The sequence below is a fragment of the Dactylosporangium sp. CS-033363 genome (assembly GCF_050942475.1).
Classification (GTDB): Bacteria; Actinomycetota; Actinomycetes; order Mycobacteriales; family Micromonosporaceae; genus Dactylosporangium.
Window position 1 is genome coordinate 2,838,532 of record NZ_CP192032.1, and the last position, 23,888, is coordinate 2,862,419.

Below are 23,888 nucleotides of genomic sequence, written 5' to 3' on the forward strand. Positions count from 1 at the left end.
GAGAAATCACGTCACCCCTCGAACCACACCCGCAGCTGCTTCGCCGCCTGGGCCTGCGCCACCTTGCCCGCCTCCAGGGTGCCGGCCATCGCGAAGAAGCCGTGGATCATGCCCTCGTACCGCGTCACCGCGACCGGCACGCCGTCGTGGGCCAGCCGCGCCGCGTACCGCTCGCCCTGGTCGCGCAGCGGGTCGTACTCGGCCGTGATGACCAGCGCCGGCGGCAGCCCCACGAGGCTCTCGGCCTGCAGCGGCGAGGCCAGCGGGTTGTACACGTCGTCGCCGTCGAGCAGGTAGTGCCGGCGGTACCAGGCGACGGAGTGGTGGTTGAACAGGTACGGGTCGTCGTTGGCGCGCATCGACTCGTCGTCGGCGGTCTGGTCGGTGTTCGGGTAGACGAGCAACTGGCCGGCGAGGGCCGGGCCGCCCGCCTCCTGGGCCATGAGCGTGATGCCCGCGGCGAGGTTGCCGCCCGCGCTGTCGCCGCCGACGGCGATGCGGACCGGGTCGGCGCCGAGCGCGGCCGCGTTGGCGATGACCCACTCGGTGGCGCGCCAGCAGTCCTCGACCGCGGCCGGGAACGGGTGCTCGGGCGCGAGGCGGTAGCCCGGCACCACGACGATGCACCCGGCCGCGTTGGCCAGGCTGCGCGCGATGGCGTCGGCGGTGTCGATGGTGCCGAGGACCCAGCCGCCGCCGAAGAAGTACATGAGGACGGGCAGGCCGGGTGCGGCGTTCGGCCGGTACACGCGGATCGGGATCCTGGGGTCTTCGAGCCAGTGCTCGGTGACCTCGTGGACCTTCTCGGGGTTGCCGCCCGCGGCCCGGATCGAGGCCAGGTCGGCGGCGCGGGCCTCCTCCAGGCTCATCGAGTAGAGCGGGGCGGCGTTATCCCGCTCCTTGGCGTCGCGCATGGCCTGCACCTGCGGGTCGAGCGGCATCGGCGGCATCCCCCAGACATGAGCGAAGGCGGTCGAGCACGGCCGCCGCCGCGATCCTATGACTCAGCGCGTTTCCGTGCAGCCCGTCGGGTCCGGTCAGGACCTCGCCGGCGGCGATCGCCGGGTGCGCGGACAGGTCGGCGTGCACGGTCCCCAGCCGTGCCGCCAGGGCGTTGGTGCGGGCCGCGAGCAGCGCCATCCGGCGGGAGAAGCCGGCGCTGAGCCAGGCGGGCATGTGCGGATATTCGCGCATCACGAACACCGACACCGTGATCACGGTCGCGCCCGCCCGCTGCAACGCCGTGACGATGTCGGCGTAAGCGGCGTCGACCGCGTCCGCGCGGGCCTCGTAGCCGGGCCGCATCGCGTCGTTCGCCCCGCACACCACCATCGCCAGATCCGGCCGGAAGGCCAGCGCCGCCGCGAGCTGCGTGTCGCGGACCTCGGCCGCGCGCAGGTTGCGCACGCCCAGGTTGACGAACGCGTCCGGGGCCAGCGCGTCGCGGACCAGTTCCGCGAAACTGCCCGGTTCCTGGACCACGCTGTCGCCGAGCGCGCAGTAGCGATGGATGGGCGCATATTCCGGTGCCATGTAGGCCTTTCGGCTCATGGAGGAGCGAGTGGAGTACAAGATAGGCTAACGCCTATGAGGCCTGGCGCGGATTATCGGCACCGCGCGGAACTCGCCGTCAAACCGGACGTGTGGGACTTCATCGAGGGCGGCGCCGAGGACGAGCGCACCCTCGCGGCCAATCTGCGGGCCTTCGACCGGATTCGGCTGCGCCCGCGGGTGCTCGCCGGCGTCCCGCGGGCCGACACCGCCGTCTCGCTGTTCGGGACGACCTACGCCACCCCCATCGGCGTCGCGCCCACCGCCTACCACCGGCTCGTCGACCCCGAGGGCGAGGTGGCCACGGCCCGGGGCGCGGGCGCGGCGGGCGCGCTGTTCGTCGCCGGCATCTTCGCCAGCCGCACCATCGAGGACATCGCGGCCGCGGCCACGTCCGGTTTGTGGCTCCAGTTGTACTGGCTGCAGCGCCGCGACGTCATGCAAGCCCTCGCCGAGCGGGCCGAGCGGTCCGGCTACGGTGCGATCATGCTCACCGTCGACGTGCCCCGGATGGGCCGGCGCTGGCGCGACATGCGCAACGGGTTCGTCATCGGCGGCGGGGTCGCCGCGGTCAACATCGACCCGGCCGTCATGGCCTCCGCGCACGAGCGCGACGCGGGCAGCTCGGCCATCGCCCGGCACACCGCCGACGCCTTCGACCCGACGGTCACCTGGACCGACCTGGCCTGGCTGCGCGGGTGCACGGGCCTGCCGCTGGTGCTCAAGGGCATCCTCACCGCCGAGGACGCGGTGCTGGCGGCCGAGCACGGCGCCGACGCGATCGTGGTGTCCAACCACGGCGGCCGCCAGCTCGACGGCGCGGTCGCCAGCCTCGACGCGCTGACCGAGGTCGTCGACGCGGTCGGCGACCGGCTCCCGGTGCTCTTCGACGGCGGGGTGCGGCGCGGCACCGACGCCCTGGCCGCGCTCGCCCTCGGCGCGCGGATGGTCCTCATGGGCCGGCCGCCGCTGTGGGGGCTCGCGGCCGGCGGGGCCGACGGGGTCGCGGGCGTGCTGCGCGCCGCGACCGCAGAACTCGAACACGCCATGGTGCTCGCCGGGCGGCCGACGCTGGCCGCGCTGGACCGCAGCGCCGTACGAACGAGCGGAGGCGCTGCCTGATGGTGGTGTTGTCCCGGGAGGCGCTGCACACCTCGGTCGTGGACCCGGTGTCGGCCTCCATGAACTTCCTCAACGAGGTCGCGAGCCGGTTCCCGGAGGCGATCTCGCTCGCCGCGGGCCGCCCGTTCGACGAGTTCCACGAGGTCACCGACATCGACAAGCACATCCAGGCCTACCTCAACCACCTGCGCGAGCGGGGGTTGAGCGCGGGCGCGGCACGGCAGCTGCTCACGCAGTACGGGCGGACGAACGGGCACATCGGCGACCTCATCGCGCGGATGCTCGACGTCGACGAGAACATCCAGGTCCCGGCGGCCGCGGTGATGGTGACCACCGGCTGCCAGGAGGCGATGATCATCGCGCTGCGCGGGCTGTGCGCCGGCCCGGACGACGTGGTGCTCGCGGCCGAACCCTGCTACGTCGGGCTGACCGGGGCCGCGCGGATCCTCGGCGTCGAGGTCGTCGGGGTGCCGGAGTCGGCCGACGGGCTGCGGCCCGAGACGGTGCGCGCGGTCGCCGCGGCCACCCGCGCCCGTGGCAAGAACCCCAAGGCCCTGTATCTGGTACCGAACTTCGCCAACCCCTCCGGCGTCTCCCTGCCGGTCAGCGTGCGCCGGGCCCTGCTCGCCGCGGCCGCCGACGAGGACCTGCTGATCCTCGAGGACGACCCGTACGGGCTGTTCGGCCTCGACGACGAGCCCCGCCCCACGCTCAAGAGCCTCGACAACGACCAGCGGGTCATCTACCTCGGCTCGTTCGCCAAGTCGTACTTCCCCGGGGCCCGCGTCGGGTACCTCGTCGCCGACCAGACCGTCGCCGACGCCGAGGGCCGCCGCACGCTGCTCGCCGAGGAGCTGTCCACGGTCAAGAGCATGCTGACGGTGAACACGTCGGCGCTGTCCCAGGCGGTCGTCGGCGGCATGCTCATCGACGCCGGCTTCAGCCTGCGCACGGTGAACCAGGCGAAGATCGCGTTCTACCGGCACAACCTGCAGACGCTGCTGGCCGCTCTTCAGAAGCACTTCGCCGGTACCGCGGTCCGCTGGAACAGCCCCAGCGGCGGCTTCTTCGTCGTCTGCGAGGTGCCGGTCGACGCGAGCGAGGACCTCCTGGAAATCTCGGCCCGCGAGTACGGCGTGCTCTGGACCCCGATGCGCTTCTTCTACGTGGACGGCGGCGGCACCCACGCGCTGCGCCTGTCGTGCAGCGCCCTGGAGCCGGCCCAGATCGGCGAGGGCGTCCGCCGCCTGGCCGCGCTGCTGCGGCGGTGACCACGCTCGTCGACATCTGGCTGGTCGACGCGCGGGCCCCGTTCGACGAGTGCCTGAACCCCGACGAGCGGCGCCGCCACGACGCGCTCAGCTCGCCCGACGACCGTCGCCGCTTCGCCTCCGCCCACTCGGCCCTGCACCGCATCCTGCCGGGGCGGCGCTGGACCCGCGGCCCGAACGGCAAGCCCGAGCTGATCGGCACGACGCTGCAGGTGAACCTGTCGCACGCGGGGGAGTGGGCGGCGATCGCGCTCACCGACGGGCGGCCGGTCGGCGTCGACCTGCAGGACCTGGTCAGCGGGCTCGACTACGCGGCGATGGCCCGCCGCTTCTTCCCGCCCGTTGAGGCCGACGTCACGGAATTGGGGACGTTTTCACAGTTGTGGGCCCGCAAGGAGGCGGTGGTGAAGGCGGCCGGCGACCGCCTCACCCGCGGCCTGTTGCTTCCGGTGGCCGGCGACCCGCCCCCGCAGGTCACCCACGACGGCGTCGTCTACACCCTCGCGGACTTCGAGGCGCCTGAGGGTTTCCGGGCCGCGGTGGCGCTCCAGGGCCCGGAACCCTTCGTCATCCGAACGCACTGACGCACAGGTACCGCAGCGCAGGGTCGTAGTCCGCGACCACCACGGGGCCGTCCACGGACGCCATGGCCTCCCACACGCCCGTCATCGGCTGGCCCGGGTCGGCGAGCACGACGCGGTCCGCCTTGACGTCGGACGCGTGCTCAGCCAGCGCCGAACCCAGCACGACGGTCTCGGCCCCGGCCACCATATCGACCACGTCGGACGGCCGAGCGCCCCGAACGATCCGCGGCGAACCCGCTTCCAGCGTGGACGGTCCAAAGTGGACCGCGACCGCGCAGTGCGAGGCCGGAACCTCGACCGGCACCCCCGGGTCGTACGGCAACGACGACTGCTCGGCCACGAGCAGCAACGCCCGCACGTACGTGCCGGACAGGGCGTAGTCACGAAGCAGCCGCAGTCCCGTAAAAGCCCCCGCCCGGCCCTGATCCGACACCGCGAACGCCATCGGCCCGCCGGGACACACGTGACTCAGCCAGGTAGCCGTGGCCCGCCCCGGCTCGATGTCCGGAATGTCGTACGCCAGCACCAGCGCGTCCACCGGCTCGGCGGGCAGCAGCGGCAGCGCCATCTCCCCGTACGAGTGCCCGGAGGCCATCCCGTCCGGCGCGCCGAGCCCGTCCTGCGCCAGCAGATCGCTCAGGTAGGTGGACAGCCGAGCGGCGTGCGCCGGGTCGCCGGAACGCGCCGCCGGAGCGGGGAACCGCCGCGCCTCGGCCCGGCGCAGGCCCCACGGCACGCTCACTCCTCCGGCAGCAGGTTGCCGGCGACGTAGGTCGCGAGGGTGCCCACCGTCTCGAAGTCGTCGCGCCCCAGGTCCTCGACGCTGATCTCGCGCTCGAGGCGGTCCTCCAGCTCCAGGACCAGCTCCAGCCCGGTGGTCGAGCTCATCCCGAGGTCGTCCATGAGCGTGGTGCCCTCGGACGCGTCGGGCACCTCCCGCTTGAGCACGCGGGGCAGCAGGGCGCAGATCGTCTCCACGACGTGCTCGCGCAGAGCGGGATCGACGGCGGTGGCGGTGTCGGACACGGTGGGCTCCTAAGAAAACGGCTGAAGAGATCAGTGCTCGAAGACCATGGCGGAGAACGTGGCGCCCCGGCCGGCCCCGGCGGCGGCGATCACGTAGCGGTCCCCGGGCCGCAGCAGGCCGCGCCCGACCGCGGTCCGGTGGTTGATGAAGGCGTCGGCGCAGAACACGTGCCCGTAGTCGGCGACGTGCTCGAGCAGCACCCGGTCGAGCGGGAAGCCGATCCGCTTGCACGTGCGCTGCCACGCGACCTGGTTCACGTTGTGCGGCAGGATGACCGCGATGTCGTCGAGGGCCAGCCCGGCCCTGGCCACCGCGGCGGTGACGGCCTCGCCGAGCGCGTCGTGGTAGATGCGCTGGAACTCGGCGGCCACCTCCTCCAGGTCGCCGTCGAACTCGCCGCGCAGCCGGGCCACATAGGACAGCAGCCGGTCCCGCGTGCCCGACGCGGCGACCAGGCAGGCCGCCGCCCCCTCGCCGAACATCGACGTCTCCGGCACGAACCGGGCCTCGCCGGTGAACGCCTTCTCGCCGGCCAGGACCACGGCCAGCCCGTCGTCCCCGTCGGCGGCGAGCAGGCGCCCGGCGAGGTCCACGGCGAGCAGCCCGGACGCGCACGCCTGCTGCCCGACCGCAAAGGCCTGCGCGTGCCCGAGCCCGGCCGCCTCGACGGCGTCGTGCAGAGGATTTCGCGGGTACGCCACGACGACCGGAAACGTCCGCGCGTACAGCACGTACCGGACCCGGCCGCGCTGCTCGCCGGTCAGCGCCAGGTCCTCCAGGGCCAGCCGCAGCAGCTCGGTCAGCGGCGCGGAGGAGCGGGCGGCGGCGCCGAGCTTGTGGTACCGGCGGAAGACCCGGACCTGCATGGGCGTGAGGTCGAACGCGTCCGCGTAGGACTCGATGGTCACCCGCTCGGCGGGCACGAACGTCCCGATGGCGGCGAGCGTGGTCATGAAACCTCCTCCACAGCGAGGGTCTCGACGCGGCGGACCAGCGCCTCGGCCGCGGCCGCGGGCAGCCGGGCGGCGTCGGTGAACACGGTCAGCAGCAGCCCGCCGCCATCGCCGTCATCATCGTCGTCGATGTCGACGCTGAGCGGGTCGAACGGGTCGTCCTGGGCCACCGTCCAGCGGAACGTGCCCGGCGGCGCGGCCCGCACGTCCTCGGTGGACGGCACCGGCCCGGCGAAGCCCTGGCGGCTGGCGACCCGGCGGTCGTTGCACCACAGCCCGGCGTCGGGGTCGGCCCCGGCCCGGGCGAACGCGGCGGCGACGGCGTCCGGGTCGACGTACGCGTACTTGTACGCCGCCATCGCCGCCGCCCCCACCCGCCGCAGCGCCTCGGCGAACGGCACCCCGGCCACGTCGGCCGCGCACAGGCCGCGCTGGGCGACCATGGCCACGACCCGCTCGAAGCCGCGCCGGAACCGGTTGCTCACCATCGGGCGCAGCACCGCCGGCCCGTCCCCGGGCAGCGCCATGGCCAGCAGCGTCATGAGCACCTGGGACGAGTCGGCGTCGGCCCGCTCCGACAGCGCGTGCACGGCGAGCGGCAGCGCGGTGGTGCGGAACTCGCCGCGCAGGTACGGCCCGGACTCCACAGTGGACGCTGCCGGGACGCGGGCGATGACCCGCTCCCAGTGCCGCAGCGCGGAAGCGTTCTGCCGCCGCCCGGCCTCGCTCGCCTGCCACCGCGCCTGCTCCAGCGGCGGCGTGCCGGGGTCGGTCTCGGTCCGGTCGGCCACCTCGGCCAGGAAGATGCGCCCGCCCAGCCCGTCGGTGACCAGGTGCGGCAGCACGGTCGACAGGTGGGTGGGCGCGCCGCGGTGCCGGACCACGCCCATCCGGACCGGCCACTCCTCGACCAGGTCGAACGGGCGGGCCCGGTCGCGGGCGTCCAGCGCGATCACGAACGCCTCGGGGTCCTCGCCGTCCGGGCAGTCGTAGACGTCCAGCCCGACGGTGCCGCGGTCGGCGACCGTCTGCAGTGGACGGCCGCCGGAGTAGCGGAGCCTGGTGCGCATCGGGGGGTACCGGCGAAGAATCCAGCGCAGTTCGGACTCGACGTCGCCGAGGGTGGTGCCCGGGGCCAGCCGCGACCAGCCGCCGATCGGCAGCCAGGAGCGCTGCCGCCGCATGGTCAGCCAGAGCTCGCGCTGGCCCCAGGAGAGCTCGCCCGTCCCGGCCCCGGCGGCGGCGAACCGCACCGGGAGCCGGAGCGTCGCCACGAGGGGCGGCGCGGCGTCGGCGGCGAGGTCAGGCATGCGCCATCGCGGCGAGGTGCCGCTGGCGCATGAGGAACTTGCGCACCTTCCCGGTCGGGCCGACCACGATGTCGTCCTCGGGGAAGACGACGACCTTGCGCAGGGTGGCCGCCGCGGCCGGGGTCAGCGCGGCCCGGACCGCCTCGGTGTGGTCGGTCGCGGGGTCGGCCCCGGCGTGCAGGGACAGCAGCACGTCGGTGACGACGGTGCCCTCCGGGGTGCGGGCCGACACCACGGTGCAGTCGCGCACCTCGGGCACCGCGCGCAGGATCCGCTCCTCGGACATCGCGGTGTAGAGCCACTCGCCGCCGCCGAGGTCGATCGAGTCCACCGCCCGGTCGACGTGGTAGTAGTAGCCCTCCTCGTCGCGGTACATGAGGTCGCCCGTCAGGTAGTAGCCGGCCAGGCGGTTGCGGTAGGTGTTGACGTGGTCGTTCCAGTAGCCGGGGGCGAGCGTCGGCGACTTGAGCCCGAAGTGCCCGACCTGGCCGACCGGCACCTCGGCGCCGGTCTCGGTGTCCAGGAGCGCGACGTCGGCGAAGACGTGCGGGACGCCGACGCAGCGGCCGTAGCGCTCGGTGTCGCTGCGGTGCGTGATGTGGAAGGCCGAGTGGCCCATCTCGGTCGAGCCGAGGCCGTCGACGAAGCTGGAGCCCTTGACCCGCTGGACGCCCTCGCGGGTGACGACGTTGCGGCTGCCGGCGTTGACCAGGTTGCGGATGTGCGGCTCGTGCGCGCAGTCGCCGGTGTTGAACCACAGCGCCACCGAGTCGATGGGGCGCGCGGCCAGGTCGTAGCGGGCCAGCTCGGCCCAGGTGACGGCGAAGCCGAAGACCCCGGTCGGCCGCCAGCGCTCGATCGCCGCGAGCACCGCCGCGCCGTCGTCCTGCTTGGACAGGAACAGCAGCTCCGAGCGGTTGCTCAGGGCGTGGTTGATGGTCATGATGCCGGCCGCGTGCGGGGCGGGCAGGGCGCTGAGGATGCGCTCGGTGCCCTGGGCCCGCGGGCCGCTGAGCCGGATGCGGCGGGTGGCGTGGAACAGGCTCGCGTGCGAGTGCACGACCGCGGTCGGCATCCGGGTGGTGCCGGAGGAGTGGGTGATGGCGATCGGGTCGTCGGCGTGGTGCTCGAACACCGGCGGGGCCTGGGCCGGGTCGCCGGTGCCGGTCTCGGCGACGTCGTGCACCGCGATCCCGCCGAGGTCCGCGTCGCCGAGGCGCTCGATGTGGGCGGCGTCGGTGAGCAGCGCGACGCCGCGCAGCTTGCGGATGTACTCGGCCGCGATCTCGCCCGGGATGTTCGGGTTCATCAGCGCCGGGATCGCCCCGAGCCAGGTCAGCCCCATCCAGTTCAGGAAGCAGTCGGCGGCGCCGGTCACGTAGATCGCGACCGGATCGCGGCGGCGGATGCCGGCCGCGTGCAGCCAGGCCGCGCGGGCGGCGGCCCGGTCGCGCAGCTCGCCGAGGGTGAGCCCGTGCCAGGCCGGGAAGCCGTCGACGGCCGTGTCGAAGGCCATGCCCGGCCCGTCCAGCGGCGCACCGTGCTCGATGAGCTTGTGCAGCACGTTGCCCGCCCCGACGGTCGGGTCGGCGGCCAGCGCGGCCCGGATGTTGGTGGACGCCATCGATGGACTCCTTCTATTTCGCCGACAGAAAAGGCTTCAAGGCCGCTTCGGTACCGTCTGATCGCAGCGAAGCCGGCAACTCCGCAAAGGCGTAGGGGTAGGCCGGACGACCCGGAACGAGCGCCCACACCTCGCCGGTCCCGTCTCCCGCCGCGACCCCCGCGACGGCCGCCGCGACCTCGTCCGGGGCCAGCAGCGGCATCTTCTGCTTGCGCAGCAGCCGCCCGGTGATGCCCAGGAACGGCGTGTCGGTGAACCCGGGACACAGCGCGTTGATCCGCACCCCGCGGGCCGCGAGCGGCGTGGACAGCGCCCGCACGTACCCGACCACGGCCGCCTTGGTGAGCGCGTACACCGGGTTCGCCTGCTCGGGCCCGAGCGCGGCGAGCGAGGCGACCGCGACGACCTGCCCGGCGGAGCGCGCCAGGGCCGGCAGCGCCGCGTCCACCCCGAACACGACCCCGTCCACGTTGACCCCGAGCGCGCGGCGGTACCGCACCACGTCCAGCCCGGGGTCGGGCGGCACGTCGGACTGGATGCCGGCCGCGAGCACGAGCAGGTCGAGCGACCCGTGCAGGTCCAGGGCCCACGCCACCATGTCGGCGTTGCCGGCCGGGTCGGCGACGTCCGCGCAGACCGCGGTGCCGCCCACGTCCTTGGCGACCCGCTCGGCGGCGTCAAGGTCGAGGTCGGCCACCACGACGGCGTGGCCGTCCGCGGCCAGGCGCGCGCAGACCGCGGCCCCGATCCCGCCGCCACCGCCCGTGACCAGTGCGACCGGCATGCTCACGCCTCCTGTCCGAGCTTGGCGACGTCCTCGATCGCGGCCCGCAGCTGCGCCCGCGACGGCTGCAGGGCCAGGTCGAGCTCGCGGGCGAACGGCAGCACCGCCCCGTCCGGGCGGGTCACCCGCCGCGGCGGCGCGACCAGGCGCATCCCCTCGGCGGCGGAGGCCAGGATCTCCCCGGCGATGCCGCAGGAGCGGTTGGAGTCGTCGACGACCACGAGCCGGCCGGTGCGCTCCAGCGAGGCGGCCAGCCCGGCCCAGTCGAACGGGTGCAGCGTGCGCGGGTCGAAGACCTCGACGGAGACGGTGCCGGCCAGCTCCTCGGCGACCGCCAGGGCGTCGTGGACCAGGTGCCCGACCGCGACCACGGTGACGTCGTCGCCGGGGCGGTGCACGCGGCCGACGCCGAGCGGGATCGGGGCCAGCCGGGCGAGGTCGACGTCGGCCCGGACGCCGACCGCGCCGGCCGGGGCGAAGACGACCACCGGGTCGTCGTCGCGGATCGCGGAGGCCAGCAGGCCGTAGGCGTCCTCGGGGGTGGCCGGGACGACGGTCTTGACGCCGACGTGGGCGAAGAGGCTGTACGGGTGGTCGGAGTGCTGCCCGGCCCACCCGCCGCGCGAGCCGGAGCTGGGCAGCAGGTACGTCACCGGCACCCGGGTCTGCCCGCCGGTCATCAGCGAGAACTTGTGGGCCTGGTTCGCGATCTGCTCGAAGGCCAGGAACAGCAGCGCCGGGATCTGGAACTCGATCAGCGGCCGCTGCCCGGCCATCGCGGCGCCGGTGGCGAAGCTGGTGAACGCCTGCTCGGAGATCGGCGTGTCGATGACCCGCCCGGGGCCGAACTTCTTGTGCAGCCCGGTGGTCACGTTGCTGACCGCGACCCGCACGTCCTCGCCGAAGACGCACACGGCCGGGTCGCGCTCCATCTCGGCGGCGATCGCCCGGTTCAGCGCCTTGAGGTACGACAGGTTCGTCATGCCGCACCCGCCCGCACCTGAAGGCCGTCGGCGTACAGGTGCTCGAGCGCCCCGTCCGGGTCCGGCATGGGACTCTCCTTCGCGAAGCGCACGGCGGCCTCCAGGACGTCCTCGAGTTCGGCGTCGATGCGGGCCCGCACGGCCGGGTCGAGCCGGGCGCCCTGGATCTCCACGGGGTCGCGGGACGTGCCGTCGGCGACCTCGGCGTCGGTGCGGTAGCGGGGCCGGGCCGCGTGCTCCCAGGTGTGGTGGGCGTCGAACCGGTAGGCGACGCACTCCAGCAGCGTCGGCCCCTCCCCGGCCCGGGCCCGTGCGACCGCCTCCGCGGTCGCGGCGCGCACGGCCTCGGGGTCGCAGCCGTCCACGGTGGACGCCGGGATGCCGAACGCGGCGGCCCGGCCGGTGACGGTGCCGGCCACCGCGTCGGCGAGCCGCGTGGTGGTCGCGAACCCGTTGTTCTCGCAGACCAGCACGACCGGCAGCTTCCACAGGGCGGCCAGGTTGAACGTCTCCAGGACCACGCCCTGGCTGACCGCGCCGTCGCCGAAGTAGGTCAGCGCGACCCGGTCGATCCCGGCCCGGCGGGCGGCCCAGGCGGCGCCGGTGGCGATCGGCACGGCCGCGCCGACGATCGCGTTGGCGCCGAGGATGCCCAGCGAGAAGTCGGCCGCGTGCATCGAGCCGCCGCGGCCGCGGTTGAGCCCGGTCGCCCGGCCGGCCAGCTCGGCCATCGTGCGCGCCGGGTCCGCGCCCTTGGCCAGCACGTGGCCGTGGCCGCGGTGGGTGCTCGTGATGACGTCGCCGGGCCGCAGCGCGGCGCAGGTGCCCGCGGCGATGGCCTCCTGCCCGAGGTACGGGTGGATGCCGCCGACGATCGTGCCGTCCCGCACGAGCTCGATGGCCCGCTCCTCGAAGCGGCGGATCAGGCGGACCGTCCGGTACAGCCCGGCGTCGTCAGTCACGTGCGTCCCCTCTAGACCGGAACGGTGGCGTCGATTTCGGCGAGGATGCCGCTCCACAGCTTCGCCCGCGCCGCGAGGGCGAGGTTGATCGTGTCGGCGCACTCGTTCCACTTGTTCTCGTCGTCGCCGCACAGGTCGGTGACCATCTGCATGGCCATCGGCGTGTGCTCCTCGCCGTCGACCTCGATGTGCCGGGCCAGGTAGTCCACGAACGTGTCGAGCTGCCCGACCTGCTCGTTGACCTTGACGACCTGCTGGAACATGTCCGGGATCAGGTCCTCGCGGCCGAACGCGAACGCGGCCGCCTGGCAGTGCACCGGCGCGGTGTCGATGAGGTGCCAGGTGAGCGCCACGAACTCGGCCGCCGGCGCGGGCACCCCGGCCTGCTGCATCGCGGCCGGCACCGGGGTGCCCGCGCGCAGCAGGTCGATGAAGCCGTCGATGACGGTACGGTCGGCGCCGGCCTCGGCCATGCCCTCCAGGTAGAGCTCGAAGTGGCTGATGAACCCGCCGCGCAGCTCGTCGCTCTCCTCGACCAGCACGATGTCGTTGATGAGCCGCCGGCTGCCCGTCGGCCCAGTCGGGATCCACGGCACCTCGACGCAGGTGAGGTTGCGCTGCAGGGACTTGAGCAGCGACATGAAGTCCCACACGGCGAAGACGTGGTGCTCCAGGAACGTGCGCACGGCGTCCAGGTCGGACAGCCGGGCGTAGATCGGGTGGGTGACGACGTCGGTGCGGGCGCTCGCGATCAGCTCCTCGAGCCGGTCGATGCCGGGGTGGCGCTGGCCCCAGTCGTAACGGGACATGTGAACTCCTTCAGGGGGTTAGGCGTTCCGCCACAGCACCGGGCAGAACTCGGGGTCCGCGTAGTCGGGCCGGCCGTCGGCGGTACGGCGGACCAGGACGTCGTGGTTGTAGGACACGACGTCCCCGTTGGAGAGGTGGAAGGCGCGGTACTCGTTCGACCCCGGCTGCAGGTGGAACGAGATCGCCCGGCGAGGGCGGCCGCTCACGTTCGCGCCGCTGCCGTGGTAGGTGCGGCAGTGGTGGAAGCTCATGTGCCCCTTGGGGATGATCATGGGCACCTTGGTGACCGAGGCGTGGTTGTGCTCGGCGTTGCGCGCGAGCATCACCTCGAGGTCTTGGTTGTCGCGGTCGGCGAAGTGCTTGCTGGTCGAGTCGTCGGCGCCGATCTCCTCCCAGCGGTGGCTGCCCTCGACCATGGTGATGGTGCCCATGTCCAGGCCGCAGTCGTGGAACGGGATGAACGCGGTGAGCATGTCCTCGGACGTGCACGACTGCCAGTAGTGCCGGTCGAAGTGCCACGGCACGACGTTGGAGGGCTCCCCGGCGATCGGCGGCTTGTAGATCAGCGTCGACTGGAAGATCCGCATCTCGTCGGCCTGGGCCAGCCGGGCCGCGACCGCGCCGACGACCGGCTTGCGCAGGATCGCCGCGATGTCGTCGTGCTCGTAGTGGATGTAGTCGTTGTGCCGCTGCACCGGGCCCTTGTCGGGGGTCCAGTAGGCCAGCCGGGGCGGGCGGCCCGGTAACGTCCGCGACCGCTCGCCGGCGTAGAACCGCTCGCTGGCCGCGACGAGCGTGTCGACCTCGTCGTCGGTGAAGAGCTTGCGGGTGAGGTACCAGCCGTTGCGCGCGTACGCCGCGACCTCCTCGTCGGTCGGCAGCAGCGCGAGTTCCTCGTCCGACAGCACGAAGTCGGGCGTTACCGAGATGGTCACAGTGCGGTCCCTTCGGAGAGAGTGGTGTCGCGGACCGCCGCCAGCTCGCGCTCCTTCGCCGCGTACAGCGCGGGGATGTTGCTGGTGCCGAACGTGCGCGCGCCGTGGCGGTCGATGAGCTCGTTGAAGTACGTGCGCCGGATGTGGGTCGACTTCGCGAAGATCTGGTACATCTGGCCCCAGTGGTCGCGGTCGACGAGGATGCCCAGCGGGCGCAGCGCGTCGACGGGCACGTCGGTCTCGCCGAGCCGGGTCGCGAGCATGTCGTAGTAGCTGCCCGGCGTCTCGGCGAACTCGACGCCCCGCCGGCCCAGGGTGCGCACCGCGGTCACGATGTCGTGCGTGCTCAGCGCGATGTGCTGCACCCCGGCGCCCTCGTGCCAGGCCAGGAAGTCGTCGATCTGCCCGGCGCGGCGGCTGATGTCGGGCTGGATGAGCGTGAAGGTCACCCCGCCGGACGGGCTCTGCACCACCTTGCTCTGCATGCCCTGCTCGCCGACCTCGATGTACTCCTGGAAGATCATCTCGAAGCCGAAGACGCGCTCGTAGTACGCGACGGTGCTGTCCAGCTCGCCCGCCTGCAGGCACACGGCCGCGTGGTCGATCGCGTGCAACAGGTCGGCGTCGGTCACCTGCACCGGCGTCATCGCGATCAGCCCGGGCAGGAACTGCGGGTCGCTCGGGTCGCGCTGGATCAGCCGGTGGGTCACGTCGCCGAAGCCGGAGACCTCGGCCATGACGACCGTGGAGTCCCCGTGGGTCACCGTGCGCGGGGCCTCGACCGGGGTGGCGCCCGCGGCGACCGCCTCCGCGAAGGCCGCCTCGGCGTCGGTGCACCCGAACGCGACGATCGCCACGCCGTCGCCGTGCTGGGCCACGTACCGGCTGGCGCGGTGCTCGCCGGAGAGCCCGGACGTGAGCAGGATGCGGATGTCGCGCTGCCCGAGCAGCACGCTGCGCTGCCCGGCCAGGCCGGTCTCCGGGCCGCCCTGCCCGTAGACGTGGAAGCCGTACTGGGCGCAGAGCTGAGCCGCGGCCGCGCGCGCGTCGCCGACGTACAGCTCGATGTGATCGGTGTCGAGGATCTTCATTGCAAATCCCTTTCGGGTTGTGGTGCGGGCGGGCCGTCAGGCCTTCTTCCACTCCGAGCTCGGCGGGCCGAAGACGAGGCTCACGTTGTGCCCGCCGAAGCCGAAGGAGTTGGACAGGGCGTGGGTCGCCGGCGCGGTGCGGGGTGTGCGCAGGTGGTCCACGTCGCAGGCCGGATCGGGCTCGTCGAGGTTGTGCGTCGGCGGCAGCACGCCGCGGCGCAGGGCCTCCACCGTCACCGCCGCCTCGGCCACCCCGGAGGCGCCGAGCATGTGCCCGGTGACGCCCTTGGTGGAGCTGACCGGCGGGGTGCTGGGTCCGAACACGGCGCGGATCGCGAGGGACTCGGCGACGTCGCCGAGCTTCGTCGAGGTGCCGTGCGCGTTGACGTACCCGATGTCGGCGGGGGCGAGCCCGGCGTCCGCGACGGCGCGGCGCATGCACTCGGCGGCGGCTGTTCCGTCGGGGCGCGGCGTCGTCGGGTGGTGCGCGTCGTTCGTGGCGCCCCAGCCCAGCAGGTCGGCGTGGCGGGCGGCGCGGCGGGCCTCGGCGTGCTCGGGCCGCTCCAGCACGATGACCCCGGCCCCCTCGCCCAGCACCAGGCCGTTGCGGCGCCGGTCGAACGGGCGGCTCGCCTCGGCCGGGTTCGCCCAGCCGCGGGCCAGCGCGCGGGCGTTGCCGAAGGTGTCGGCCAGCGTCGGGAACAGCGGGGCCTCGCTGCAGCCGCAGACCACCACGTCGGCCTCGCCGCAGCGCAGCAGCCGCAGCCCCTCGCCGATCGACTGGGCCCCGGCCGCGCACGCGGTGCCGACCGAGGAGCTGAAGCCCATGAAGCCGTACTTCATCGCGACCCGCGCCGCGCCCATGTTCGGCAGCATCCCGGGCAGCAGGTACGGGCTGACCCCGGCCCGCCCCCGCTTGTCGCGCTGCACCGCCTGCGCGTCGAGCGTCGCCAGTCCGCCGGTGCCGGACAGGATCACGGCCACCCGGTACGGGTCGACGTCCCGCCCGGCCACGATCCCGGCGTCGGCGAGCGCGGCCTCGGCGGCGGCGAGGGCCATCACGATGTACCGGTCGACGAGCCGGGCGTCCGGCCCGGGCAGCACCGACAGCGGATCGATCGGCGGCCCGAACGCGGCCACGTCCACCGAGCCGGCCAGGGGATGCTCCGCCGGCGGGCTGGACAGCCCGGAGCGGCCCTCGCACATCGCGTCGAAGACCTCGGCCCCGGTGTTCCCGACCGGCGTGACGAGCCCGATCCCGGTGACGGCCGCGTGGGCGCTCATGGTGTACCTCCCGCGAGGAGCACGGCGGTCGCTCGGCCGCCGCTGACGTCGATGAGCAGGACCCGGGCCGCGTCGCCGTCGCTGAGCAGCCCGCGGGCGGCATCGAGCCCCGCCGCCGCGTCGCAGAGACAGCTGACGGGTCCGGACAGGCCCCACTTGGCCGCGATGTGCCCGAGGACCGCGTTGGGCACCGACTGGAAGAAGAACAGCGGCCCGACCCGCGTGCCGCCGTCAACCGCCTTGGCCACGTGTACCGCACTGTCGACGTCCCCGACATCGCTCACCAGCACCAGCGCGGTGTCCGGCTCGGGGCTGGGCGCGGCTTCGAGACACCGCCCGGCGACGGCGGCGACGAGCGGGTTGAAGTCGGAGTGCACGAACCCGGCGATCCGCGGCGGCTCCTGGTCCCGGGGCCACTCGGCGCTGGACAGCACCCGGAGGGTCGCGCCGGTCATGTCTCCGGTTGCGGTTTCCCGGCCGGCGGTCGCGGCGCGGGGCGCGGGGATCGCGGCGAGGGTGCGGGCGTCTGCACCGGTCATGTCGCGGCGCCCAGCAGCAGGGCGGTGTTGGCGCCCCCGAAGGCCGCGTTGAGGCTCAGCGCGTAGGCGGGGGAGGCCGAGCGGGACTCGCCGAGGATCAGGTCGAGGTCGCAGTCCTCGTCGGGCTCCAGGAAGCCGGCGTTGACCGGTAACTGGCCGCTGCGCAGGGCGTGCAGGGTGACCGCGAGCTCGAGGACGCCGGAGGCCTCCAGGGCCTGGCCGTGCAGGGCCTTGGTGGAGGAGACCGGGATCGTGGCGGCGTGCTCGCCGAGGGCGGCGCGCAGGGCGAGGGTCTCGGCGGCATCGCTCTGGGCGGTGCCGGAGCCGTGGGCGTTGACGTAGCCGAGGTGGCCGGGCTCGATCCCGGCCCGGCGTAAGGCCCCGGTGACGGCCCGGGCCAGGCCGCGGCCGCCGGGGTGGGGCTGACAGGGGTGGTACGCGTCGCCGGCCCGCCCCCAGCCGGCCAGCCGGGCGAGGGGCTCGATCCCGCGCTCGGCGGCCGCGGCCGCGGACTCCAGCACCACGACCCCGGCGCCGTCGCCGAGCAGCAGGCCCTTGCGGTGCGCGCTGAACGGGCGGACCCGGCCGTCGGCGGCGAGGGCCCGGCCGGCGTCGAAGAGCGCGTACTGGTCCCGCTCGACCAGGTACCCGCCGGCCACCACGATCCGGTCGGCCTCGCCCCGGGTGATGAGCCCGGCGGCGTCGGCGATCGCGGTGCTCGCCGCGACGCAGGCTGAGGTATAGGCGCGGGCGGGGCCGAGGCCGGAGTGCTCGGCGAGCCGGGCGGCGAACGCGGCGCCGCCGTGCGCGGGGCGCTCGGCCGGGGCCGCGCGGGCCAGCCGGGGGTCGCCGTGCACGGCCAGGAACAGCGGGGTCGCGGCCCGCTCGGCGGTGCCGAGCTTCGCCTCGTCGCAGGCCTCGTCGGCGAGCCACCACAGCTCGTCGTCGAGGTCCGGATCGCCGGGCAGGGTGGCCGCGACGCCGACCCGGCGCCCGGCCACGTCGAAGCGGGTGACGGGCGCGAACGCCGGCCGCCCGGCGTCCAGCCCGGCGGCGAGCGCGCCCATGCCCCGCCCGAACGCGCTGAGCACGGCCAGGCCGGTGATCAGCACGCCCGTCTCGCCCCGGCTGCTCACGGCGTCACCGCGCGCCCGTCTCGACCTCGTGCCCGACGGAGACCGCGACCGACTCGCCGTCGTGGCCCGGTGCCGTCGCATCGCCCCGGGGCGCGCCCGTCCCGACTTCGTGCGGGCCCGACTCCGCCCGCTGGCCGGGAATCGCCGTGGCCGCGCCCGCCGGGTCCGCCGCGGTTGCGGGGCCGGGTTGCGCCGCGGCGAGGTCGTGCAGGACGGCGAGAGTGCCGTCCACGGTGGACATGCGGGCCAGGTCGTCGTCGGTGAAGTCGAGCATGGTGCCGTAGTGCTGCTCGAGCTGGTGGATGAGCCAGGCCAGCTCGAGCGAGTCGATGCCCTCCGCGACGTCCTCGGCCCGCCGGTCCCCGTAGGTGGCCAGCATCGCGACGAGCTGATCGCGGGTTGGTGCCTGCGCCACGGTTCAGCTGCCCGCGGTCGCCGCGGTGGCCCGGCGCTCGGCGACCGCCGCGATGAACTCGCCGACCGTCATGCTCGCGAGCTTCTCGGCCTCGTCGTCGTCGAAGCGCACCCCGAAGCGGTCCTCCACACGGACCGCGAGCTCGGCCAGCGACAGCGATTCGAGGTCGGCGCCGGCCGGGCCGAGCGCGGTGTCCTCGTCGATGTCGTCGGTGCTGTAGTTCATCTCGGTCAGCGAGTCCAGCAGGAACTGGCGGATCTCGGTGGTGGTCTCGTCGCTCATGCCTCGGTGTTTCCTTCCTTCACGGACGCCGCGACCAGCAGGGTGCGGTCGCGGACGAGCTTGCCGGTGGCCGTGCGGGGCAGCTGCTCGACGACGCGCAGCACGCGGGGGCGCTTGAACGCGGCCAGCCGCGTCGCGAGCTCGGCCTGGACCTGCTCGGCGGTGGCGTCCTCGCGCAGCATCACGTACGCCTCGATCGACTTCTCGTACGTGACGACGGCCGAGGCGACGCCGGGCAGGGCGGCGAGGGTGTGCTCGACCTCGGTCAGGTCGACCTTCAGCCCGCCCACGGAGACCTGGGAGTCGTTGCGCCCGTGGATCCGGAACCGCCCGGTGTCCGGGTCGACCGTCCCGGCGTCGCGGGTGTGCAGCCACCCGCCGGCCCAGCGGGTCGGGTCGGACAGCCCCAGGTACGGCGAGGCCGCGAGGGACACCAGCAGCTCGCCGCCCTCCTCCCGCACCTGCAGGCCGGGTGCCGGGGTCAGGGCCGGGCGGTGCTCGCCGAAGAGGTCGGTGGCGATGACGCCGACCTCGGTCATCCCGTACATGTTGCCGAGGCGGACGCCGAAGCGGTCCGTGAACGTCTGGTGCACCGCGGCGCGGACGAGTTCGCCGCCGGTGGTCATCCCGGTCAGCTGGGGCAGGCGTGGCGGCGTCGGCCCGGAGGACAGCAGCTCGATGTGGAAGGGCACGCCGAGGATGGTGGTGGGAGCGGTCCCGGCGGCGACCGCGGCCAGGATGCCGTCGGCGGTCATGCGGGCCGGGATGACGAGCTCGGCCCCGGCGTGCAGGCCGTAGAGCAGGCCGCCGACGAGCCCGAGCACGTGCACCATCGAGGCCAGGCAGACGATGCGCTCGCCGGGCTGCGGTACGCCGGCCCCGATGGCCACGTACCGCTCGACCTCCTCGACCAGGTTGGCCGCGGTGCGCGCGATCACCTTGGACGGTCCGGTGGAGCCGGAGCTGAGCTGCACCAACGCGTGCGGCGTGTCGGACGGGCGGCCGGGGTAGGTGGCGACCCGCTCCTGCACGTCCTGGAACCCGCGCAGCGGCCCGCCGGTGGCGTGCTTGGCCGACACCACGGCCTGCGGGGCCAGCCGTTGCAGGGCCTGGTCGATCTCGTACGGGGTGAGCCGGTGATCCAGCAGCGCCGCCCGTGCCCCGAGCCGCCAGCAGGCCAGCAGGTTCGCCACGAACGCGAGGGAGGGGGCGAGGCAGATGGCGACCGAGTCGCCGGGGCCGTGGGCGCCGATGCCGGCCGCGGCCAGCACGGCCTGCCGCTGCTCGACGAGCCGGCGCAGCTCGGCGCGGGTGATCGGGGCGTCGAGGACGAGGGCGGGCGCGGCGTCGGGGCGCCCGGGCCGGCCGGCCAGTAGCACGTCGTCGACCCAGCTCGGGTCGAGGGCCGGTGTCGCCACGCGACCACCCCTTTCTCCGTCATTTCGGCAGGGTGCATCGGCGGCCCGGCCCGCCGTATTCGCCGAGGCCGGCGAATGCGGCGCGGAGGCCGCTGGGACGCGCTCTGCGCAGGGTTGAGCGGCTGATCGGGACGGTCATCATTGGCCGCCGACCAGCGTGCACACCCCCGATGAACACACTGCGAAGGTCGAGGGCATGGGGCGCCTGAGGTCGGAACTCGGACTCCCTTGGGCGCATTGCGCAAGAATGAGCCGCTCCTCGACAGGGATAGACCTTACGCAATCGAACCCGTTTTACAAGAGTGGGTAGCCTGACCATGTGACGGGATGTCCGATCTGTCACACCACCTCCCGGGAAAACTCGTTTGGATCGATACGATCGGCAATTTGGCGAGCGCACTGGTCAGGGCCGGTGGCGGCCACATCCGGTGCACGCACATTCGGACATTGCCGCCCATGACCGCCCGCTCCGTGACGAGCCGAGGTGTTTCACCAGCAATACCGAGGCGGACCGGGGGGTCGTGTCCGGTACGCGGATATATGGGTTGTGCAGGTATCTCGCCGGCCCGCATACCAGGCCGATGGAAGTTACAGCGGCAATACGAGCGTCATTGACAAGCGCCATCCTTGCCTTCATACAATGACCCCGCTCGCGACGACTTCGGGTTTCGGGCTTTTCTTTCCCGGTACAGATTTTCGGAGATTTGCCACTGTGAAAGCCGATACCGGTTCCGCATACCCGTCCGCACCCGCCGGCCCGGGGCTCAACGCCGCGGTCGAGCGCTATTACGACACCACCCTCGACCTGTACGAGGACCTGTGGGGCGAGCACGTCCACCACGGGTTCTGGGACGCGGGCGAGCGGCCCGGCAGCGACGACGAGCGGCACGCCGCCACCGACCGGCTGGTGCGCGAGCTCGTCGCGTTCGCGGGCATCCCGGCCGGCGCCCGCGTGCTCGACGTTGGCTGCGGGATCGGCGGCCCGGCGCTGTACCTGGCCGGCCCGCACGGCTGCGCCGTCGAGGGCGTCACGCTCAGCGCCGCGCAGGCGGCCCGGGCCAACGAGAAGGCGGCGGCGGCCGGGCTCGGCGAGCGGGCCCACTTCCACCAGCGCGACGCGCTCGACAACGGCTTCCCGGACGCGTCCTTCGACGCGCTGTGGGCCGTGGAGAGCCTCATGCACATCGCCGACCGCACGGCCTTCTTCGCCGAGGCGATGCGGCTGCTGCGCCCGGGCGGCATCCTCGCCATCGCCACCTGGTCGGTGCGCGACGGCGAGCTGAGCGCCGAGGAGCACCGGGTCGTCGACCAGATCCTGCGCCACCAGGTGATGCCGAGCTTCTCCTCGCTGGAGGAGCACGAGCGGCTCGCCACCGCGGCCGGGTTCACCGAGGTGTCCTCAGTGGACTGGTCGGCCAACGTGGCCAACTCGTGGGAGCCGACCTTCGCCCAGGTGCGCGAGCTGGACAACGGCCGCGCCATGATGCGTGATCTGGCCCGCGATCGCGGCGTGGACGTGCTCGGCTTCTTCTACGCCGGGCCGCTGATGCTCAAGGGCTTCAGTACCGGCGCCATGACGTACGGCGCGGTCCGGGCCGTCAAGCCCCTCGGGGACTGACATGGCCACGCCGACGCAGCTCGCGGTCGCCGAGCTGCTGCGCGCGGTGACCGGGGAGGACGCGGGCTGGCTGGCCGGCGTCGGCCCCGCGACCCGGCTGGACGGCGACCTCTTCGTGGACAGCCTGGAGCTGGCCGCCCTCGGCGAACGGCTGACGGCCGTTTATGGGACCGGTGTCCGCCTCACCGAGTACGTCGCGGGACTCGACCTCGACGCGCTGCTCTCCCTCAGCGTGGCCGACGTTGCGTCCTATGTGGACAGCACAAGCGGTACGAGATGAGGCTCCTGTTCCTGGCTCTTCCGCTGACGGGGCACGTCAACCCGATGGCGGCGGTGGCGGCCGCGCTGACCCGGCGCGGGCACGACGTGCTGTGGGCCGGGTCGGAGTCGTTCCTGCGGCCGCTGCTCGGCGACGGGGCGGCCATCCACCCGATCCCGCTGCGCGCCCATCGCGGCCAGGCCGAGCGCGGGCTCGACGCGACCCGCTCGCGGTGGGAGGGCTACATCGTCCCGCACGCGAAGTCGACCCGGAAGGGCGTGGACGCGGCGATCGCGGCGTTCCGGCCCGACGTGCTCGCGGTCGACCAGCACGCGATCGCGGGCGCCATCGCCGCGCACGCGCACGGGCTGCGCTGGGTGAGCGTCGCACCGACCACAATGGAGCTCGCCCGGCCGTTCCTGCGCTCGCTGCCGCGCGTGGAGGAGTGGATCCGGGCGCAGCTGGCGGGTGCCTGGACCGCCGCCGGGCAGCCGGGCGAGCCGCCGCACGACCTGCGCTTCTCTCCACATGGGACGATCGCCTTCACGACCGGCGCGCTCGCGTCCGGCGCTGAGTCCACTGTGGACCTCGTCGGCCCCGCCCTCGCGCCGCGCGTCCCCGATCCGGACTTTCCGCTGGACTGGCTGGACCCGGCGCGCAAGCACGTGCTGGTCACCATGGGCACGCTGTCGATGGACCTCGCCAAGGACTTCTACCGCCGGGTCGCCGAGGCCCTCGCGCCGCTGGGCGACCGGCTGCAGGCGATCGTGGTGGCGCCGGACGGTACCTTCGACGAGGCGGTCGCCGGCCATGTGCTGGTCCGCCGCCGGGTGCCGGTGCTCGACCTGCTGCCGCGGCTGCACGCCGTCGTCGCGCACGGCGGCCTCAACACGGTCTCCGAGGCGCTCGTGCACGGCGTCCCGCTCGTCATCGCGCCGATCAAGGGCGACCAGGCGCTCAACGCGAACGCGATCGCCGGGGTGGGCGCGGGCGTGCGCGTCTCGTTCGACCACATCCGGCCCGCCGCGCTGCGCGAGCACCTCCTGCGGCTGCTCGACGACCCGTCCTTCGCCGCCGCCGCGCGAGCCGAGGGCGCGCGGCTGCTCGAAGCCGGCGGCGCCGAGGCGGCGGCCACGATCCTCGAGGCACACCACAACGATTGAGGCGGTAACCCGTGAAAGTCCTGCGCGACACCTGGCTCATCTTCCAGCGCCACATCCTGCTCATGGTCCGCTCGCCGCTGTGGATCTTCCTCGGCATCGCGCAGCCGGTGGTGTTCCTCGTGCTGTTCGCCCCGCTGCTCAAGCCGGCCCTGGGCTCCGCCACGATGCTGGACGCCTACCGCGTCTACGTGCCCGGCATGCTCGTCGCCCTCGCGATCGGCGGCGGCCTGTACGTCGGCTTCGGCCTGCTCGGCGACCTCGCCAACGGCGTCATCGAGCGCTCCCGGGTCACCACCGTCAGCCGGGTCGCGCTGCTGCTGGGCCGGGCGCTGCGCGACGTCGTCACGGTGCTGGTCCAGTCGCTCATCATCACCGTGCTGTCGCTGCCGTTCGGGCTCATCCTGAACCTCGGCAACATCCTGCTCGGCTACGCGATCCTGGCCCTGATCAGCCTCGCCGCGGCCGCCATCTCCTACGGCATCGCCATCAAGGTGAACAACCCCAACGTCCTCGGCCAGGTCATCAACAACGTGGCCCAGCCGCTGATGCTGCTGTCCGGCACCCTGCTGCCGCTCGCGCTCGCGCCGCTGTGGCTGCGCACGATCGCCGACTACAACCCGTTCAACTGGGCCGTCACCGGCATGCGGGCCCTGTACGCCGGCCACCCCGGCGACACCCACGTGTGGGGCTCGATCGTGTTCTGCGGCGCGCTCGTCGTCGTCGCCGTCACGTGGTCGGCCAGCCTCTTCGCCCGCTCGGTCAAGTAG

The 23,888-nt window shown here is 73.5% G+C and carries 25 protein-coding genes and 1 pseudogene; 7 read left to right on the plus strand and 19 right to left on the minus strand.

Annotated features, from left to right (window positions below; all coding sequences use genetic code 11):
* Positions 1–11: 11 nt before the first annotated feature.
* Complete coding sequence (locus ACQPZ4_RS13100; RefSeq protein WP_433059637.1) at positions 12–941, minus strand: alpha/beta hydrolase; 930 nt, start codon at positions 939–941, stop codon at positions 12–14.
* Positions 889–1,551 carry a GDSL-type esterase/lipase family protein gene (locus ACQPZ4_RS13105; protein WP_433059639.1) on the minus strand — a complete coding sequence of 221 codons (663 nt, stop codon included), beginning with the start codon at positions 1,549–1,551 and terminating at the stop codon, positions 889–891. Before ACQPZ4_RS13105 ends, ACQPZ4_RS13100 begins: the two co-directional genes overlap by 53 nt.
* A 36-nt stretch (positions 1,552–1,587) precedes the next feature.
* Between ACQPZ4_RS13105 and ACQPZ4_RS13110 the strand changes: the two genes are divergently transcribed.
* The 3 genes from ACQPZ4_RS13110 to ACQPZ4_RS13120 are packed head-to-tail and all read left to right on the plus strand — an operon-like array spanning position 1,588 to position 4,528.
* A complete protein-coding gene (locus ACQPZ4_RS13110) occupies positions 1,588–2,673 on the plus strand; it encodes an alpha-hydroxy acid oxidase (protein ID WP_433059641.1) in 1,086 nt (361 codons plus the stop codon).
* Positions 2,673–3,944: a PLP-dependent aminotransferase family protein gene (locus ACQPZ4_RS13115; RefSeq protein WP_433059644.1), complete on the plus strand. Its 1,272-nt coding sequence runs from the start codon at positions 2,673–2,675 to the stop codon at positions 3,942–3,944. The genes ACQPZ4_RS13110 and ACQPZ4_RS13115 overlap by 1 nt, the downstream gene beginning before the upstream one ends.
* On the plus strand, positions 3,941–4,528 hold the full coding sequence (locus ACQPZ4_RS13120; RefSeq protein WP_433059647.1) for a 4'-phosphopantetheinyl transferase family protein: 588 nt from the start codon (positions 3,941–3,943) through the stop codon (positions 4,526–4,528). The genes ACQPZ4_RS13115 and ACQPZ4_RS13120 overlap by 4 nt, the downstream gene beginning before the upstream one ends.
* Here ACQPZ4_RS13120 and ACQPZ4_RS13125 read toward each other — a convergent pair.
* The 17 genes and pseudogenes from ACQPZ4_RS13125 to ACQPZ4_RS13205 form a co-directional block, all read right to left on the minus strand.
* Positions 4,512–5,264: a 2-hydroxy-acid oxidase gene (locus tag ACQPZ4_RS13125; RefSeq protein WP_433059650.1), complete on the minus strand. Its 753-nt coding sequence runs from the start codon at positions 5,262–5,264 to the stop codon at positions 4,512–4,514. The two genes, ACQPZ4_RS13120 and ACQPZ4_RS13125, sit on opposite strands and share 17 nt — an antisense overlap.
* 2 nt (positions 5,265–5,266) lie before the next feature.
* Complete coding sequence (locus ACQPZ4_RS13130) at positions 5,267–5,554, minus strand: acyl carrier protein (protein ID WP_433059653.1); 288 nt, start codon at positions 5,552–5,554, stop codon at positions 5,267–5,269.
* A gap of 30 nt (positions 5,555–5,584) precedes the next feature.
* Entirely contained in the window at positions 5,585–6,508 is a 924-nt protein-coding gene (locus tag ACQPZ4_RS13135) for a 3-oxoacyl-[acyl-carrier-protein] synthase III C-terminal domain-containing protein (protein ID WP_433059656.1), read from the minus strand.
* A complete protein-coding gene (locus tag ACQPZ4_RS13140) occupies positions 6,505–7,818 on the minus strand; it encodes a condensation domain-containing protein (protein WP_433059658.1) in 1,314 nt (437 codons plus the stop codon). The genes ACQPZ4_RS13135 and ACQPZ4_RS13140 overlap by 4 nt, the downstream gene beginning before the upstream one ends.
* The gene (locus ACQPZ4_RS13145) at positions 7,811–9,442 is read right to left on the minus strand and encodes an AMP-binding protein (protein ID WP_433059661.1); all 1,632 of its coding nucleotides are present in this window, start codon (positions 9,440–9,442) and stop codon (positions 7,811–7,813) included. Before ACQPZ4_RS13145 ends, ACQPZ4_RS13140 begins: the two co-directional genes overlap by 8 nt.
* Before the next feature lie 13 nt (positions 9,443–9,455).
* Positions 9,456–10,226: an SDR family NAD(P)-dependent oxidoreductase gene (locus ACQPZ4_RS13150; protein ID WP_433059663.1), complete on the minus strand. Its 771-nt coding sequence runs from the start codon at positions 10,224–10,226 to the stop codon at positions 9,456–9,458.
* A gap of 2 nt (positions 10,227–10,228) precedes the next feature.
* The gene (locus tag ACQPZ4_RS13155) at positions 10,229–11,209 is read right to left on the minus strand and encodes an alpha-ketoacid dehydrogenase subunit beta (RefSeq protein ID WP_433059666.1); all 981 of its coding nucleotides are present in this window, start codon (positions 11,207–11,209) and stop codon (positions 10,229–10,231) included.
* Positions 11,206–12,171 (minus strand): thiamine pyrophosphate-dependent dehydrogenase E1 component subunit alpha, encoded by a 966-nt coding sequence (locus ACQPZ4_RS13160; RefSeq protein WP_433059669.1) that lies wholly within the window; start codon positions 12,169–12,171, stop codon positions 11,206–11,208. The genes ACQPZ4_RS13155 and ACQPZ4_RS13160 overlap by 4 nt, the downstream gene beginning before the upstream one ends.
* An 11-nt stretch (positions 12,172–12,182) precedes the next feature.
* Positions 12,183–12,980: a DUF3050 domain-containing protein gene (locus ACQPZ4_RS13165; RefSeq protein WP_433059672.1), complete on the minus strand. Its 798-nt coding sequence runs from the start codon at positions 12,978–12,980 to the stop codon at positions 12,183–12,185.
* Between the two features lie 18 nt (positions 12,981–12,998).
* Positions 12,999–13,910, minus strand: coding sequence for a phytanoyl-CoA dioxygenase family protein (locus ACQPZ4_RS13170; RefSeq protein WP_433066490.1), 912 nt, complete (start codon positions 13,908–13,910; stop codon positions 12,999–13,001).
* 2 nt (positions 13,911–13,912) lie between these two features.
* Positions 13,913–15,007, minus strand: a complete 1,095-nt coding sequence (gene hppD / locus ACQPZ4_RS13175) for a 4-hydroxyphenylpyruvate dioxygenase (protein ID WP_433059675.1) — start codon at positions 15,005–15,007, stop codon at positions 13,913–13,915.
* A 36-nt stretch (positions 15,008–15,043) separates the two neighbouring features.
* Positions 15,044–16,291 (minus strand): beta-ketoacyl-[acyl-carrier-protein] synthase family protein, encoded by a 1,248-nt coding sequence (locus ACQPZ4_RS13180; RefSeq protein WP_433059678.1) that lies wholly within the window; start codon positions 16,289–16,291, stop codon positions 15,044–15,046.
* Positions 16,288–16,746, minus strand: a complete 459-nt coding sequence (locus ACQPZ4_RS13185; RefSeq protein ID WP_433066493.1) for a beta-ketoacyl synthase chain length factor — start codon at positions 16,744–16,746, stop codon at positions 16,288–16,290. The genes ACQPZ4_RS13180 and ACQPZ4_RS13185 overlap by 4 nt, the downstream gene beginning before the upstream one ends.
* A gap of 80 nt (positions 16,747–16,826) precedes the next feature.
* Complete coding sequence (locus ACQPZ4_RS13190) at positions 16,827–17,897, minus strand: beta-ketoacyl-[acyl-carrier-protein] synthase family protein (protein WP_433066496.1); 1,071 nt, start codon at positions 17,895–17,897, stop codon at positions 16,827–16,829.
* A 232-nt stretch (positions 17,898–18,129) separates the two neighbouring features.
* Positions 18,130–18,345: pseudogene (locus ACQPZ4_RS13195) on the minus strand (acyl carrier protein); the annotation flags it as partial.
* Between the two features lie 39 nt (positions 18,346–18,384).
* A complete protein-coding gene (locus tag ACQPZ4_RS13200; RefSeq protein ID WP_433059680.1) occupies positions 18,385–18,663 on the minus strand; it encodes an acyl carrier protein in 279 nt (92 codons plus the stop codon).
* The gene (locus tag ACQPZ4_RS13205) at positions 18,660–20,081 is read right to left on the minus strand and encodes a class I adenylate-forming enzyme family protein (RefSeq protein WP_433059683.1); all 1,422 of its coding nucleotides are present in this window, start codon (positions 20,079–20,081) and stop codon (positions 18,660–18,662) included. Before ACQPZ4_RS13205 ends, ACQPZ4_RS13200 begins: the two co-directional genes overlap by 4 nt.
* A 712-nt stretch (positions 20,082–20,793) precedes the next feature.
* Between ACQPZ4_RS13205 and ACQPZ4_RS13210 the strand changes: the two genes are divergently transcribed.
* The 4 genes from ACQPZ4_RS13210 to ACQPZ4_RS13225 are packed head-to-tail and all read left to right on the plus strand — an operon-like array spanning position 20,794 to position 23,888.
* Positions 20,794–21,699, plus strand: a complete 906-nt coding sequence (locus ACQPZ4_RS13210; protein WP_433059686.1) for a methyltransferase domain-containing protein — start codon at positions 20,794–20,796, stop codon at positions 21,697–21,699.
* 1 nt (position 21,700) lies between these two features.
* Positions 21,701–21,979 carry a hypothetical protein gene (locus ACQPZ4_RS13215; protein ID WP_433059689.1) on the plus strand — a complete coding sequence of 93 codons (279 nt, stop codon included), beginning with the start codon at positions 21,701–21,703 and terminating at the stop codon, positions 21,977–21,979.
* Entirely contained in the window at positions 21,976–23,121 is a 1,146-nt protein-coding gene (locus tag ACQPZ4_RS13220; protein WP_433059692.1) for a glycosyltransferase, read from the plus strand. The genes ACQPZ4_RS13215 and ACQPZ4_RS13220 overlap by 4 nt, the downstream gene beginning before the upstream one ends.
* Before the next feature lie 11 nt (positions 23,122–23,132).
* Complete coding sequence (locus ACQPZ4_RS13225) at positions 23,133–23,888, plus strand: ABC transporter permease (protein ID WP_433059695.1); 756 nt, start codon at positions 23,133–23,135, stop codon at positions 23,886–23,888.

Excerpts from the sequence above, each read along its gene's own strand:
- ACQPZ4_RS13185 (WP_433066493.1), bottom strand. The coding sequence starts at position 16,746 with ATGACCGGCGCGACCCTCCGGGTGCTGTCCAGCGCCGAGTGGCCCCGG.
- ACQPZ4_RS13165 (WP_433059672.1), bottom strand. The coding sequence starts at position 12,980 with ATGTCCCGTTACGACTGGGGCCAGCGCCACCCCGGCATCGACCGGCTC.
- ACQPZ4_RS13155 (WP_433059666.1), bottom strand. The coding sequence starts at position 11,209 with ATGACGAACCTGTCGTACCTCAAGGCGCTGAACCGGGCGATCGCCGCC.
- ACQPZ4_RS13135 (WP_433059656.1), bottom strand. The coding sequence starts at position 6,508 with ATGACCACGCTCGCCGCCATCGGGACGTTCGTGCCCGCCGAGCGGGTG.
- ACQPZ4_RS13115 (WP_433059644.1), top strand. The coding sequence starts at position 2,673 with ATGGTGGTGTTGTCCCGGGAGGCGCTGCACACCTCGGTCGTGGACCCG.
- ACQPZ4_RS13150 (WP_433059663.1), bottom strand. The coding sequence starts at position 10,226 with ATGCCGGTCGCACTGGTCACGGGCGGTGGCGGCGGGATCGGGGCCGCG.
- ACQPZ4_RS13100 (WP_433059637.1), bottom strand. The coding sequence starts at position 941 with ATGCCGCTCGACCCGCAGGTGCAGGCCATGCGCGACGCCAAGGAGCGG.
- ACQPZ4_RS13110 (WP_433059641.1), top strand. The coding sequence starts at position 1,588 with ATGAGGCCTGGCGCGGATTATCGGCACCGCGCGGAACTCGCCGTCAAA.
- ACQPZ4_RS13200 (WP_433059680.1), bottom strand. The coding sequence starts at position 18,663 with ATGAGCGACGAGACCACCACCGAGATCCGCCAGTTCCTGCTGGACTCG.
- ACQPZ4_RS13190 (WP_433066496.1), bottom strand. The coding sequence starts at position 17,897 with ATGGGCGCGCTCGCCGCCGGGCTGGACGCCGGGCGGCCGGCGTTCGCG.
- ACQPZ4_RS13105 (WP_433059639.1), bottom strand. The coding sequence starts at position 1,551 with ATGAGCCGAAAGGCCTACATGGCACCGGAATATGCGCCCATCCATCGC.
- ACQPZ4_RS13145 (WP_433059661.1), bottom strand. The coding sequence starts at position 9,442 with ATGGCGTCCACCAACATCCGGGCCGCGCTGGCCGCCGACCCGACCGTC.
- ACQPZ4_RS13140 (WP_433059658.1), bottom strand. The coding sequence starts at position 7,818 with ATGCCTGACCTCGCCGCCGACGCCGCGCCGCCCCTCGTGGCGACGCTC.
- ACQPZ4_RS13215 (WP_433059689.1), top strand. The coding sequence starts at position 21,701 with ATGGCCACGCCGACGCAGCTCGCGGTCGCCGAGCTGCTGCGCGCGGTG.
- ACQPZ4_RS13220 (WP_433059692.1), top strand. The coding sequence starts at position 21,976 with ATGAGGCTCCTGTTCCTGGCTCTTCCGCTGACGGGGCACGTCAACCCG.
- hppD (WP_433059675.1), bottom strand. The coding sequence starts at position 15,007 with ATGAAGATCCTCGACACCGATCACATCGAGCTGTACGTCGGCGACGCG.
- ACQPZ4_RS13180 (WP_433059678.1), bottom strand. The coding sequence starts at position 16,291 with ATGAGCGCCCACGCGGCCGTCACCGGGATCGGGCTCGTCACGCCGGTC.